Origin of the sequence: Demequina soli, from assembly GCF_000971195.1 — a bacterium.
GTDB classification, from domain to species: Bacteria; Actinomycetota; Actinomycetes; order Actinomycetales; family Demequinaceae; genus Demequina; species Demequina soli.
Genome location: NZ_BBLZ01000002.1, coordinates 267,965 through 280,828, shown reverse-complemented (window position 1 = coordinate 280,828; position 12,864 = coordinate 267,965). Strand labels below are relative to the sequence as shown.

Sequence of the window (12,864 nt, the reverse complement as noted above, 5' to 3'; positions counted from 1 at the left end):
GGAGGCAAGGGACCTTCGGCCGTCGCGGACCGCGCGACGCGAGGCGCACAATGGTTGATATGACAACCGCGAATCTTTCCGCCTCGACGCTCTTCTCCCTCGACGAGGACGCGCGCGCCGCGCTGTTCACCGCCGCGCGCTCCGCCGTCGCGTTCGACGACCGCGAGGTCGACCCCGAGATCGTCGTCCGCGCGTGGGACCTCGCGAAGTTCGGCCCGACCAGCAACAACACGCAGCCGCTGCGCGTGGTCGTCGCCCGCTCGGAGGCGGCGCGCGCCGCCGTGATCGACGCCGCGATGCCGTTCAACAAGCCGCGCCTCGCGCAGGCGCCGCTCATCCTGGTCGCGGCCCACGACGACCGCTTCCACGACCACCACGAGATCTGGGCGCCCGGCGCCCCCGAGCTCGGCGCGCGCTTCGAGGCCAACCCGGAGATGCGCGCGTCGCTCGCGCACTCGGGCGCGATGCTCGCGCTGGGCTACCTCGTCATCGCGCTGCGCGCGGAGGGCCTCGCGCTGCGCCCGTACGGCGGCTTCGACAAGGCCGCGCTCGACGCGTCCCTCATGCCCGAGGGCTGGCGCTCCGAGGTCATCCTCGGCGTCGGCTACCCGACCGCCGGCGACGACCAGTCCGGCGACCGCCGCGGCCGCATCCCCGCCGAGATCGGCATCCGCGAGCTCTGACCCCCGGTTCGGGACGCTCAGTCCTCAGGATCCGGCGATCTCGACGATCTCGGGACGCTCAGTCCTCATGGCCCCCGCGGACCCACGGGGCGCTCGGCGCCAAGCCCCGCGCCCGGTCCCGCGTAGCGTCGGAGGACTGAGCGTCCCGAGACGGACGCGCGGCGCAGAATCCGAGGACTGAGCGTCCCGAACCCGCGGCGCGGCGATCAGGGGGTCAGGGGTTCGAATCCCCTCAGCTCCACCCTCATCACCAGCGCATCGATGCCCTCCGGCTGGTAGTACTTGCGCCGGATCCGCACGTCCTCGAAGCCGTAGCTCCGATACAGCGCCAGGGCGGGCACGTTGTCGACGGCGACCTCGAGCCACGCGTCCGGGGCCTTCTCCTCGCGCGCGGCGGCCATGAAGTCGTCCATGAGCGCGCGGCCCAGCCCGCGCCCGCGCGCATCCGGCACCACCGCGATGTTGAGCAGGTGGAACGCGTCGCCGTCGTAGCCGTACACCGAGTACCCGACCAGCTCGCCTTCCAGGGACAGGCCCCGGTAGCGCGTGAGCCCGTAGAGGTAGTCGTGCTGGATGAGCTCGCGCGACCACGCGGACGCGCCGAACATGCGCTCCTCCTGCGCGGCCATCCAGCCCAGGTCCTCCGCGGTGAGGTCGCGGATGGTCCAGGCGGGGGACGATGCGCCGGTGGCGGTCACGCTCCCGGCACGCCGTGCACGTCGGGGCGGCGCAGGTACAGCGGCTCGGTGCCGAGGTCCTCGCCGGCCGCGCGCAGCCGGGCCGCGACGGCGACCAGCAGCGCCGGGTCGGGGTCGCCGTCAACGGCGCCCGGGAACGCCTCGGGGTACAGCAGCGCCCCGCGGCCCACCACGGAGCCCACCACGGGCACCTCGCCGGGCGCGGACACGGCCGGCCCAGACACGCGCACGCCGTCGCGATAGGTCGCCCAGTAGACCTCCTTGCGGCGCGCGTCGGCCACCGCGGTGACCTCCCCGGCCGCCGAGGCGCCCAGCGCGTCGAGCGAGCACACGCCCTCGACCGGGACGCCCCACACGTGGCCGAGCGTGCGCGCGGTCATGAGCCCGACCCGCAGGCCGGTGAACGGCGCGGGGCCCGTGCCCACGACGATGCGGGCGACGTCCGTGCGGGCCGCGCCCGCCTCCTCGAGGGCGGACTCGATGAGGCCGGACAGCAGCTCGGAGTGGCCGCGGGGGTTGAACTCCGAGCGTCGCGCGAGCACCTCGCCGGCGGGCGAGAGGACGGCGACGGCGATGGCGGACGAGGTGTCGAGCGCGAGGATCACGGGACTAGCCTACGAGCGCGACGCCGGCCCAGCGGTCGCCGTGGGTGGTGAAGGTGACGGTGCGCAGGCCCTCGTCGGGGCGCTCCATGTCGACCTCGCCGCCGACCTCGCGCGCGATGACCACGTGCACGCGGTCCTCCGACAGCTGCTCAGCCTTGTCCTCGCCCCACTCGATCACGGTGACCGAGGACTCGACGGTGGTGTCGAGGTCCAGGTCGTCGAGCTCGGCGAGCGAGTTCAGCCGGTATGCGTCGACGTGGATGAGCGCGGGCCCGCCCACCTCGGACGGATGGGTGCGGGCGATGATGAACGTGGGGCTCGCGACCGGCCCGCGCACGCCGAGCGCCGCGCCCAGGCCCTGCGTGAACGTGGTCTTGCCCGCGCCCAGGTCGCCCGACAGGATGACCACGTCGCCGGGGCGCAGGTGCGGCGCGAGGACGTCGCGCGCGAGGGCGCGCATGGCGTCGCCGTCCGCGACGGTGAACGATGCGGTGGTGGGCTCGGTCATGCGGGGTGCTTCTCCTTCAGTCCGCCGAAGCGGCACACGATCTCATAGTCGATGGTGCCCGCGGCCTCGGCCCACTCGCGCGCGGAGGGGCCGTCGGCGCCGATGAGCACCACCTCGTCCCCCGGCCGCTCGGTCGCGTCGGGCCCGAGGTCGAGCACCACCTGGTCCATGCACACGCGCCCCGCGATGACGTGGCGCCGCCCGCCGATCGCGACGGGACCGCGGCCGCCCCCGGCGGAGCGGAAGATGCCGTCCGAGTAGCCCGCCGTCACGAGCCCGAGGCGGGTGTCGCGCGGCGTCGTGTACTCGTGGCCGTAGCTCACGCCCTCGCCCGCCGGCACGTCCTTGACCAGCGCGAGCGACGCGGTCACGCGCATCGCGGGCGTGAGTCCCCAGTCCCCGCCGTCGGCGTCCGGCACGGGCGGCAGGCCGTAGACGGCGATGCCGGGGCGCACGAGGTCGAAGTGCAGGTCGGGGCGCGTCAGGGTCGCCGCCGAGTTGGCGAGGTGGCGCACCTCGAGCGCGATCCCGCGCGCCTCGATGACCGCGAGCGCGTCGCGGAACACCGCGGCCTGGCGGTCGATGGTGGGGTCACCCGGGCGGTCGGCCCACGCGAGGTGCGACCAGGCGCCGACGACGACCACCGCATCGTCCGCCGCGAGCGCGGCGTCGATGAGCGCGGGCAGGGCCTCGGGGCGCACGCCCTCGCGCGACAGCCCCGTGTCGATCGCGACGTGCACGCGCGCGACCTCGCCGGACATGCGGGCGGCTGCCACGATGGTGTCGAGCACCTCGAGGGACGATGCGCTGAGGTCCACTCCCGCGCGGATGAGGCCGCGTGCGGGCAGCTCGGGGCCGTAGAGCCAGCACAGGAGGCGGCCGGTGTCGCCGGCGGCGCGCAGCGCGAGGGCCTCGTCGGGCTGGGCCACGCCGAGCCACGTCGCGCCGCCCTCGCGCGCGGCCGCGCCCGACTCCACGAGGCCGTGGCCGTAGGCGTCGGCCTTCACGACGGCCATCACCTGCGCGGTGGGCGCGTGCTCCTGGAGGCGCTCGACGTTGCGCGTGATCGCGCCGTGGTCGACCGTGATGCTCAGACGGGTCATTCAGCCCTCCCCGATGACGACGGCGGAGGCGATCCCCGCGTCGTGCGACAGCGACACGTGCAGCGACGTGATGCCCAGCGCGGCGGCGCGCGCCGCCACGGTCCCGGTGACCGCGAGCGTGGGGGCGCCGTCGGCGCCGCGCACCACCTCGCAGTCCTGCCAGCTCAGGCCCGCGGGGGCGCCGAGCGCCTTGGCGAGCGCCTCCTTCGCTGCCCAGCGGGCGGCGAGGCTCGCGTGGCCCAGGCCGCGCTCGGCGGGCGTGAAGACGCGCTCGAGGAAGCCGGGCGAGCGCTCGAGGGCGTCCTCGAAGCGCGCGATCTCGACCACGTCGATGCCGAGCCCCAGGACGGCCACGCTCACTCCACCGTGACGGACTTGGCGAGGTTGCGCGGCTGGTCGACGTCGTAGCCCTTGGCGGCCGCGAGCTCGAGCGCGAACAGCTGCAGCGGCACCACCGACAGGAGCGGCGTCATGAGCACGGGCGCGGAGGGCACGTAGAAGACCTGCTCGGCGTAGTTCGCGGCCTCGGTGTCGCCCTCCTCCGCGATGACGAACGTGCGGGCGCCGCGCGCGCGGACCTCCTGCACGTTGGAGATCACCTTGGAGTGCAGCGACTCGCGCCCGCGCGGGCTGGGCAGCACGATGAACACCGGCTGGCCCTCCTCGACGAGCGCGATGGGGCCGTGCTTGAGCTCGCCCGCGGCGAAGCCCTCGGCGTGGATGTACGCGAGCTCCTTGAGCTTGAGCGCGCCCTCGAGCGCGACCGGGAAGCCCACGTGGCGGCCGAGGAACAGCACGGTGCGCTCGTCCGCCATCGACCGCGCGAGCGCGCGGATCGGCTCGGACGCGTCGAGGACGCGCTGGATCTTGGCCGGGATCGCGTCGAGCTGCTCGAGCAGCGACTCGATCTCGTCGGGGAACTTGTTGCCGCGCAGCTCGGCCAGGTAGATGCCGAGCAGGTACACCGCGGTGATCTGCGCGAGGAACGCCTTGGTCGACGCGACCGCGATCTCGGGCCCGGCACGCGTGTAGAGGACCGCGTCGGCCTCGCGGGCGATGGTCGAGCCCTGCGAGTTGACGATCGCGATGACGGGCGCTCCCTGCTGCTGCGCGTGGCGCACCGCCATGATCGTGTCCATCGTCTCGCCGGACTGCGAGATGGCGACCACGAGGGTGCGGACGCTCACGACGGGGTCGCGGTAGCGGAACTCGTGCGCGAGCTCGACCTCGACCGGGATGCGGCACCAGTGCTCGATCGCGTAGCGGCCCACCAGGCCCGCGTAGGCGGCGGTGCCGCACGCGACCACGATGATCTTGTCGATCGAGTTGAGGATCGTCTCGTGGATCATGCCGCCGTCGAGCTGGAGGCGGCCGTGCTCGTCGATGCGCCCGCGCAGGGTGTCCGCGACCGCCGTCGGCTGGTCGTGGATCTCCTTCTCCATGAAGGTCGCGAAGCCGCCCTTCTGGGCCGCGGAGGCGTCCCAGTCCACGTGGTACGGCTCGCGCTCGACCACGAGCCCGCGGATGTCGGTGATGGTGACGCCGTCGGGCGTGATCTCGACCACCTCGTCCTGGTGCAGCTCGAGCGCGGTGCGGGTGTGCTCGATGAACGCGACCACGTCCGAGCCGAGGAAGTTCTCGCCCTCGCCCAGCCCGATCACGAGCGGGCTGTTGCGGCGCGCGCCCACGACCGTGCGGGGCTCGCGCGCGTCGACCGCGAGCAGCGTGAACGCGCCCTCGAGGCGGCGCGTGATGGCGCGCATCGCGTCGGCGAGCGTCTTGCCGGTCTCGACCTCGCGCGCGAGCAGGTGGCCCGCGACCTCGGTGTCGGTCTCCGACAGGAACGTCACGCCCTCGGCGAGCAGCTCGGCGCGCAGCGGCGCGAAGTTCTCGATGATGCCGTTGTGGATGATCGCGATGCGCCCGCCCGCCGCGAGGTGCGGGTGCGCGTTCGCGTCCGTGGGCGCGCCGTGCGTCGCCCAGCGGGTGTGGCCGATCGCGGCGGTGCCGTCCGCGAGCGGACGCTCGGCGAGCTCCTTCTCGAGGTTGACCAGCTTGCCGGCCTTCTTGCTCATCGCCACGCGCGACGGGTCCTCGGTCACCACGGCGATGCCGGCGGAGTCGTATCCGCGGTACTCCAGCCGTGCCAGACCCGCCATCACCACGCCCTGGGGGCGGGCCCCGGGCGCGCCCGAACCCACATATCCGACGATTCCACACATGGGCCCGAGTCTAGTTGCCGGCCCCGCGCGCCCGGCGCAGGCCGCCGCGCGCCCCGCACCGCCCGCATCGTCCCGCGCGGGGGTCCGCGGCACGATGCGCAACAATGGGCGGGTGAACGAGGCGCGACGCTCCGACGAGGGCACCCCGTACGTCACCCTCACGCGCGACGAGTGGGCCGCGCTGGCGGACGCGACGCCGCTGCCGCTGACGGCGGAGGACGTGGCCCGCGTGCGAGGGCTGGGCGACCCGATCGACATCGCCGAGGTGGACCGGATCTACCGGCCGCTGTCGCGGCTGCTCGACCTGTACTCCGGGACCACCGGGATGCTGCACCGCGCGACCAGCGAGTTCCTGGGCGAGCGGGCGTCGCGGACACCGTTCGTCATCGGGGTCGCCGGCTCCGTCGCGGTCGGCAAGTCGACCACCGCCCGCCTGCTGCGCGAGCTCATGGCGCGCTGGCCCTCGTCGCCGCACGTCGCGCTCGTCACGACGGACGGCTTCCTGTACCCCAACGCGGTGCTCGAGGAGCGCGGCCTCATGGCGCGCAAGGGCTTCCCCGAGTCGTACGACCGCCGCGCGCTGCGCGACTTCATCCTCAAGGTGAAGTCGGGCGCCGCCGAGGTCACGGCGCCCGTGTACTCGCATCAGGTCTACGACATCGTCACGGACCAGCGCGTGGTGGTCCGCCAGCCGGACGTGCTGATCGTCGAGGGCCTCAACGTGCTGCAGACGGCGCAGGCGCGCGAGCCCGGCTCGTCGCAGCTCGCGGTGAGCGACTTCTTCGACGTGTCGATCTACGTGGACGCCCACCCCGACGACATCCGCCGCTGGTACATCGAGCGGTTCCTCGCGCTCCGCGAGTCGGCGTTCGCGAAGCCGGACTCGTACTTCCACTCGTATTCGACGCTGACCGACGACCAGGCGGTGGCCGTGGCGGGCCAGGTGTGGGACACGGTCAACGCGCCCAACCTCGCGCGCAACATCGCCCCCACCCGCTCGCGCGCGACCATCATCCTCAACAAGGGCCCCGAGCACCGCGTCGAGTCCGTGAGGATGCGCAAGATCTAGGCCGCGGGACCGTCAGTCGCCATCCTCGCCGTCCCCGGCCTGGCGCCGCTCGCGGCGCGAGGGGCGGACCTGGAGCTCGCCGGTGACGAGGCGCTCCTCGATCTCCGCGGACAGGTCGGGCATCTTGGGCTCGGCAAAGCCGAGGCGCGCGAGCACCTTGTCGATGAGGATGCCGAGCGCGATGCCGCCGACCACGCCGACGAGGATCGACACGAGCAGGTTCTCGAAGATCGACCCGGCCCAGATGCCCAGCATCGTCGCGTAGGTCGCCCAGATCACGGCCGCGACCGCGTCGACGATCATGAACCACGGCCGCGGGTAGCGCAGCGCGCCCGCGGTGAGGTTGACGGCGACGCGGCCCATGGGGATGAAGCGCGCGGCGATGATGAACGTGGTGCCGCGGCGCTCGAGCGTGGTCTCGGCCCAGTCGAGGGTCTTGCGCACCCCCTCGCGGGCGAAGAACGGGTGCTCCCGGACGTCGAACTTGGAGCCGATGATGTACGCGATCTGGTCGCCGCACCACGCGCCCACGGCCGCCGCGATCCACACGAGCCAGATGACGGGGGTCCCGGTCTGCGCCCACGCGGTCGCGGTGGCGATGACGACGGACTCGCTCGGGAAGATGGGGATGACGCCGTCGATGAGCGACAGCGCCCAGACCCCTGGGTAGATCCAGATGGACTCGGTGAGCGACAGGATCCAGTCCTGCAGCGCGCCTGTCCAGTCCGTCAGCAGGTGCCAGAGCGAGTTCACGGGGCCAGTCTGTCAGGTGGCGCGACCGCCCTGCGATGGGGGGACCACCTGATCCGGCACGCCGGGAGGATGATCTCGGCGCCTTCGCCCCGACCGCGCTCCACCCGAGATGTGCGTTCGGGACCGCCCCACTCGCGGTTCACGACGGGAGGTGCATCGGGCGAACGTACACACCCGCGCTCGTGTGTGGAAGGGGGTCGCGGTGGGGCGCCGCGCTACAGCGGCAGCCGCTCGCGCACCACGGCGGCGAGCGTGTCGGCGTGACGCTGGGCGTCCTCCGCGGTGGCCGCCTCGACCATGACGCGCACGAGCGGCTCGGTGCCGGACGGGCGCAGCAGCACCCGGCCGGAGTCGCCGAGCTCGCGGCGCGCGGCCGCGACGGCGGCCTGGAGGCCGGGGTCGGTGTGGACCCGTGACCGGTCGGCGCCGCGCACGTTGACGAGCACCTGCGGCAGGGTCTCGATCCCGGCGCACTGGTCGGCGAGCGAACCCTTCGCGGCGACGCGGGCCGCGATGAGCAGCGACGTGAGGACGCCGTCGCCCGTGGTCGCGTAGTCCGAGACGATGATGTGGCCCGACTGCTCGCCGCCGAGCGTGTAGCCGGCGTCGCGCATCGCCTCGAGCACGTAGCGGTCGCCCACCGCGGTCTCGACGATCTCGATGTGCTCGCGGCGCATGGCCTGGTGCAGGCCGAGGTTGCTCATCACCGTGGCGACGAGCGTCGCGCGGTAGAGCGCGCCCGCGTCACGCATCGCGATCGCGAGCAGCCCCATGATCTGGTCGCCGTTGACGATCGCGCCGGCGCCGTCCACCGCGAGGCAGCGGTCGGCGTCGCCGTCGTAGGCGACGCCGAGGTCGGCGCCGTGCTCGACGACGGCGGCCTGCAGCGGGCCCAGGTGGGTCGAGCCGACGCCCTCGTTGATGTTGAGGCCGTCGGGGGCGGCGTGGATGGTGGTGACGCGCGCGCCCGCGGCGGCGAGGGCGGCGGGGCCGACCGTGCTCGCGGCGCCGTGCGCAGCGTCGACGACGATGTGGACGCCCTCGAGTGGGGCGTCGGAGCCCGCGAACGAGCGGACGGCCGCGACGACGTGGTCGACGTAGTCGGCGGCCAGGCGGGCAGAGGGGACGATGCGTCCGACCTCGGCTCCGGTGGGGCGGGACCAGCCCTCCCCGACGCGCGCCTCGATGGCCTCCTCGACGGAGTCGTCGAGCTTGTGGCCGCCGCGCGCGAAGAACTTGATGCCGTTGTCCGGCATGGGGTTGTGGGAGGCGGAGATCACCACGCCCAGGTCCGCCTCGGTGGAGGCGGTCAGGTACGCGACCGCGGGGGTGGGCACGACGCCCACGTCGAGCACATCGACGCCCGCGGAAGCAAGACCGGCCGCGACAGCCGCGCTCAGGAACTCGCCTGAGACGCGGGTGTCGCGGCCGATGACGGCACGCGGACGGTGCCCGGAGAACTCGCCCCGCTCCCCCAGGACGTGAGCCGCAGCGACCGCGAGGTCGACAGCCAGCTCCGCCGTGAGGTCCCGGTTGGCCAAGCCCCGGACACCGTCCGTGCCGAAGAGTCGCGCCATGCGCGAGAGGTTAGCGCTTCGAGTACTGCGGCGCGCGGCGGGCCTTCTTGAGACCGGCCTTCTTGCGCTCGACGACGCGGGCGTCACGAGTGAGGAAGCCGGCCTTCTTGAGCGCCGGGCGGTTGTTGTCCTCGTCGATCTCGTTCAGCGCGCGGGACACGCCGAGACGGAGCGCACCGGCCTGACCCGAGGGGCCGCCACCGTGGATGCGGGCGTGCACGTCGAACTTGCCCTCGATGTCGAGGAGCGCGAACGGCGAGTTCACCAGCTGCTGGTGGACCTTGTTCGGGAAGTAGTCCTCGATGTCGCGGCCGTTGATGACCCACTTGCCGGTGCCGGGCACCAGGCGGACGCGGGCGACGGCCTCCTTGCGACGGCCGAGGCCGGCGCCGGGGGCGAGGTTGGTGACACCCTTGCCGCGCTCGGCAACGGTCTCGGAGGTGTACTCGGACGGGGTCTCGTTCTCGACCTCGGTGGTCACATCTGCCACTTTCATCAATCCTTAGCTGCTGCGGCGCTTACTGCGCGACCTGGGAGATCTCGAAGACCTCGGGCTGCTGCGCGGCGTGCGGGTGCTCCGCGCCGGCGTAGACCTTGAGGTGCTTGAGCTGGGCGGCGCCGAGCTTGGTCTTGGGCAGCATGCCCTTGACCGCGTTCTCGATCACGCGACGGGGGTTCTTCTCGAGGAGCTCGCCGATCGGGACGGCCGAGAGACCGCCCGGGAAGCCCGAGTGGCGGTAGACCATCTTGTCGGTGAGCTTGTTGCCCGAGAGGGCCACCTTCTCAGCGTTGATGACGATGACGAAGTCACCGCCGTCGACGTGGGGCGCGAAGGTCGCCTTGTGCTTGCCGCGGAGCAGCGAAGCGGCCTGGGAGGCCAGACGACCGAGGACCACGTCAGTAGCGTCGATGACGTACCAGTTCTTGGTGACGTCACCCGGCTTGGGAGAAAACGTACGCACTGTGAAGCCTTACTTCTACTCGATTGGGTGTGCGGTACCGGGAGGCACCGCGAAGCAATTCGGTCGGCGGGTCCTGCGGAGGCGAGTGGGAGGCACCGTCCACGAGGGAACGCACAACGACACACCATCATACGCGGGACCCGCCGGAATCTCAATCCGAGGGTCCCGGGTGCGCGCGTCGGTCACGGAAGGGTGCGCCGGCCTCGGGTAGCCTCGGCGCGCTCGGCGAGCGCCGCATCGTCCGGATACGCCACCTCCTCGAGCGTGAGGCCGTGCGCCGGCGCGACCGCGATCGCCTGCGAGCGGGTCTCGGTGGCCGCGACGAGAGCGAGCCAGTCGAGGTCGCGGCGGCCCTCCCCCACGGTCAGCAGCGCGCCCACGAGCGAGCGCACCATCGAGTGGCAGAACGCGTCCGCGCGCACCGTCGCGACCACCAGGCCGGCGTCCGGCCCGTCGATCTCGCGCCGCCACGACAGCTCAAGGAGGTCGCGGATGGTGGTGGCGCCCTCCCTGCCGCGGCAGAAGGCCGCGAAGTCCCGCAGCCCCAGCAGGGTGGACGATGCGCGGTTGAGGGCGTCGATATCGAGCGGGCGGCTCACGCGCACCACGTGACGGCGCCGGAGCACGTCCTGGACGCCGTCGGTGACCCGGTAGGCGTAGCGGCGCTGCGTGGCCGAGAACCGGGCGTCGAAGCCCTCCGGCGCAACCGTGACGTCCCGGATCACGACGTCGTTCGGCAGGACGCCGTCGAGGCGGCTGAGGAGCCCCTCCGCGGGGGTGCGCGGGGCGCGGCCCGGCATGCGGTTCCAGGCCTCGGCGTCGATGTCGATGTGGGCCACCTGGCCGCGCGCGTGCACGCCCGCGTCGGTGCGTCCCGCGACGGTGACGCGCGGGTACGCCTCCTGGCGGACGATGCGGGTGAGGGCATCCTCGAGGACGCCCTGGACGGTCCGCAGCCCGGGCTGGGTGGCCCAGCCGGAGAAGTCGGTGCCGTCGTAGGAAAGGTCGAGGCGGGCCCGCACGACCGGTGTGGTGATCATGCGGACCCGCCTCGGGGTGCCTTCAAGGAAGGCGGTGCTTACTTGGCGTCGTCGGCGACGGGCGCCTCGGCGGCCTCGGCCTCGACGGCCGGGGTCTCCTCGACGACGGTCTCCTCGACGACCTCGACGGTCTCGTCGGCGACGGGCGCCTCCTCGACCTTCTCGGCCTTCTTCGGCGCGGCCTTCTTGGTGGCCTTCTCGGCCTCCTTGGCGACGGCCTTCTTGGCCGGGGTGCCGAACTCGACGAGCTCGATCACGGCCATGGGGGCGTTGTCGCCCTTGCGGTTGCCGACCTTGGTGATGCGGGTGTAGCCGCCGTCACGCTCGGCGAAGCCGGGGCCGATCTCCGTGAAGAGCTTGTGCACGACGCCCTTGTCCGAGATGATCCCGAGCGCCTTGCGGCGCGAGGCGAGGTCGCCGCGCTTCGCGAAGGTGACGAGGCGCTCGGCGTGCGGGCGCAGGCGCTTGGCCTTCGTCACGGTCGTGGTGATGCGACCGTGCTCGAAGAGGCTCTGCGCGAGGTTCGCGAGCATCTGACGCTCGTGGGCGGGACCGCCGCCGAGGCGGGCACCCTTGGTGGGGGTAGGCATAGTTGAAAGTTCTCCTTGTTACTCGTCGCTGCCCGAGAAGTACACGGACGACGAGCTGTCGTACTCGACAGCGCTGTCCTTGAGGGAGAAGCCCAGCTCGGCGAGCTTCTCCTTGACCTCGGTGATCGACTTCTGGCCGAAGTTGCGGATGTCCATGAGGTCCGCCTCGGAACGCGCCGTGAGCTCGCCCACCGTGTGGATGCCCTCGCGCTTGAGGCAGTTGTACGACCGCTGGGTGAGGTTGAGCTCCTCGATCGGCTGGTTGTAGTCCTCCTCGAGCGACTCGTCGGTGTCCGACGGGCCGATCTCGATGCCCTCGGCGGCCTCGTTGAGGCCACGCGCGAGCGAGAACAGCTCGACCAGCGTCGCACCCGCGGACGCGACGGCGTCGCGCGGCGAGATGGAGTTCTTGGTCTCGACGTCGAGGATGAGCTCGTCGAAGTCCGTGCGCTGGGCGACACGGGTCGCCTCGACCTTGTACGTCACCTTGAGGACCGGCGAGTAGATCGAGTCGACGGGGATCTGACCGATCTCCGCGTCGTAGCTCTTGTTCATCGCCGCCGGGACGTAGCCGCGGCCACGCTCGACCGTGAGCTCGACCTCGAACTTCGCCTTCGCGTTGAGGGTCGCGATGTGGAGGTCCGGGTTGTGGATCTCGACGCCGGCCGGGGGCTGGATGTCAGCACCCGTGACGACGCCCGCGCCCGACTTGCGCAGGTACATCACGACGGGCTCGTCGTTCTCCGACGAGACCACGAGGTTCTTGAGGTTGAGCAGGATCTCGGTCACGTCCTCCTTGACACCATCGATGGTGGTGAACTCGTGGAGGACGCCCTCGAAACGCACCGACGTCACGGCCGCGCCCGGGATGGACGACAGCAGCGTGCGGCGGAGCGAGTTGCCGAGCGTGTAGCCGAAGCCCGGCTCGAGCGGCTTGAGCGAGAACTGCGAACGGTTCTCCGAGATGACCTTCTCGGTCAGCGTGGGACGCTGTGCGATCAGCACGGTTGTTTCCTTTCCGAGCACCCGCTATCTGATGCTCGAGATTCCCTGC

Annotated in this window: 15 protein-coding genes; 2 read left to right on the top strand and 13 right to left on the bottom strand. The window is 72.1% G+C overall.

The features are described from left to right. Positions 1 to 59 precede the first annotated feature (59 nt). On the top strand, positions 60 to 683 hold the full coding sequence (locus AOM04_RS04785) for a malonic semialdehyde reductase (RefSeq protein WP_062463113.1): 624 nt from the start codon (positions 60 to 62) through the stop codon (positions 681 to 683). A 206-nt stretch (positions 684 to 889) separates the two neighbouring features. Here the strand turns inward: AOM04_RS04785 and rimI are convergent, their stop codons facing one another. From rimI to glmS, 6 genes are read right to left on the bottom strand one after another with little or no spacing between them, the layout of a single operon-like run. Next, positions 890 to 1,381 carry a ribosomal protein S18-alanine N-acetyltransferase gene (gene rimI / locus AOM04_RS04780; protein WP_062463110.1) on the bottom strand — a complete coding sequence of 164 codons (492 nt, stop codon included), beginning with the start codon at positions 1,379 to 1,381 and terminating at the stop codon, positions 890 to 892. After that, positions 1,378 to 1,986: a tRNA (adenosine(37)-N6)-threonylcarbamoyltransferase complex dimerization subunit type 1 TsaB gene (tsaB, locus tag AOM04_RS04775; protein WP_062463107.1), complete on the bottom strand. Its 609-nt coding sequence runs from the start codon at positions 1,984 to 1,986 to the stop codon at positions 1,378 to 1,380. Before tsaB ends, rimI begins: the two co-directional genes overlap by 4 nt. Before the next feature lie 4 nt (positions 1,987 to 1,990). Then, entirely contained in the window at positions 1,991 to 2,494 is a 504-nt protein-coding gene (gene tsaE / locus AOM04_RS04770) for a tRNA (adenosine(37)-N6)-threonylcarbamoyltransferase complex ATPase subunit type 1 TsaE (RefSeq protein ID WP_062463105.1), read from the bottom strand. Beyond that, positions 2,491 to 3,597 (bottom strand): alanine racemase, encoded by a 1,107-nt coding sequence (alr, locus tag AOM04_RS04765; protein WP_062463102.1) that lies wholly within the window; start codon positions 3,595 to 3,597, stop codon positions 2,491 to 2,493. Before alr ends, tsaE begins: the two co-directional genes overlap by 4 nt. Next, a complete protein-coding gene (locus AOM04_RS04760; RefSeq protein ID WP_062463099.1) occupies positions 3,598 to 3,951 on the bottom strand; it encodes a holo-ACP synthase in 354 nt (117 codons plus the stop codon). A 2-nt stretch (positions 3,952 to 3,953) separates the two neighbouring features. Further along, positions 3,954 to 5,819 (bottom strand): glutamine--fructose-6-phosphate transaminase (isomerizing), encoded by a 1,866-nt coding sequence (gene glmS, locus AOM04_RS04755; protein WP_062463096.1) that lies wholly within the window; start codon positions 5,817 to 5,819, stop codon positions 3,954 to 3,956. A gap of 94 nt (positions 5,820 to 5,913) precedes the next feature. Between glmS and coaA the strand changes: the two genes are divergently transcribed. Beyond that, complete coding sequence (gene coaA / locus AOM04_RS04750; protein WP_062463093.1) at positions 5,914 to 6,888, top strand: type I pantothenate kinase; 975 nt, start codon at positions 5,914 to 5,916, stop codon at positions 6,886 to 6,888. A gap of 12 nt (positions 6,889 to 6,900) precedes the next feature. On the opposite strand, the gene AOM04_RS04745 is transcribed toward coaA, so the two are convergent. From AOM04_RS04745 to AOM04_RS04715, 7 genes are all read right to left on the bottom strand, one after another. Further along, on the bottom strand, positions 6,901 to 7,641 hold the full coding sequence (locus tag AOM04_RS04745; protein ID WP_062463090.1) for a DedA family protein: 741 nt from the start codon (positions 7,639 to 7,641) through the stop codon (positions 6,901 to 6,903). Positions 7,642 to 7,856: 215 nt separating this feature from the next. Beyond that, the gene (glmM, locus tag AOM04_RS04740) at positions 7,857 to 9,218 is read right to left on the bottom strand and encodes a phosphoglucosamine mutase (protein WP_062463087.1); all 1,362 of its coding nucleotides are present in this window, start codon (positions 9,216 to 9,218) and stop codon (positions 7,857 to 7,859) included. Positions 9,219 to 9,228: 10 nt separating this feature from the next. Further along, positions 9,229 to 9,714: a 30S ribosomal protein S9 gene (rpsI, locus tag AOM04_RS04735; RefSeq protein ID WP_062463084.1), complete on the bottom strand. Its 486-nt coding sequence runs from the start codon at positions 9,712 to 9,714 to the stop codon at positions 9,229 to 9,231. A gap of 22 nt (positions 9,715 to 9,736) precedes the next feature. Beyond that, positions 9,737 to 10,180 (bottom strand): 50S ribosomal protein L13, encoded by a 444-nt coding sequence (gene rplM / locus AOM04_RS04730; RefSeq protein WP_042213112.1) that lies wholly within the window; start codon positions 10,178 to 10,180, stop codon positions 9,737 to 9,739. 182 nt (positions 10,181 to 10,362) lie between these two features. Next, positions 10,363 to 11,220 (bottom strand): tRNA pseudouridine(38-40) synthase TruA, encoded by an 858-nt coding sequence (gene truA, locus AOM04_RS04725; protein WP_062463081.1) that lies wholly within the window; start codon positions 11,218 to 11,220, stop codon positions 10,363 to 10,365. A gap of 38 nt (positions 11,221 to 11,258) precedes the next feature. Further along, positions 11,259 to 11,810: a 50S ribosomal protein L17 gene (gene rplQ / locus AOM04_RS04720; RefSeq protein WP_062463078.1), complete on the bottom strand. Its 552-nt coding sequence runs from the start codon at positions 11,808 to 11,810 to the stop codon at positions 11,259 to 11,261. Positions 11,811 to 11,828: 18 nt separating this feature from the next. Beyond that, on the bottom strand, positions 11,829 to 12,815 hold the full coding sequence (locus AOM04_RS04715; RefSeq protein WP_062463075.1) for a DNA-directed RNA polymerase subunit alpha: 987 nt from the start codon (positions 12,813 to 12,815) through the stop codon (positions 11,829 to 11,831). Between the last annotated feature and the right edge of the window lie 49 nt (positions 12,816 to 12,864).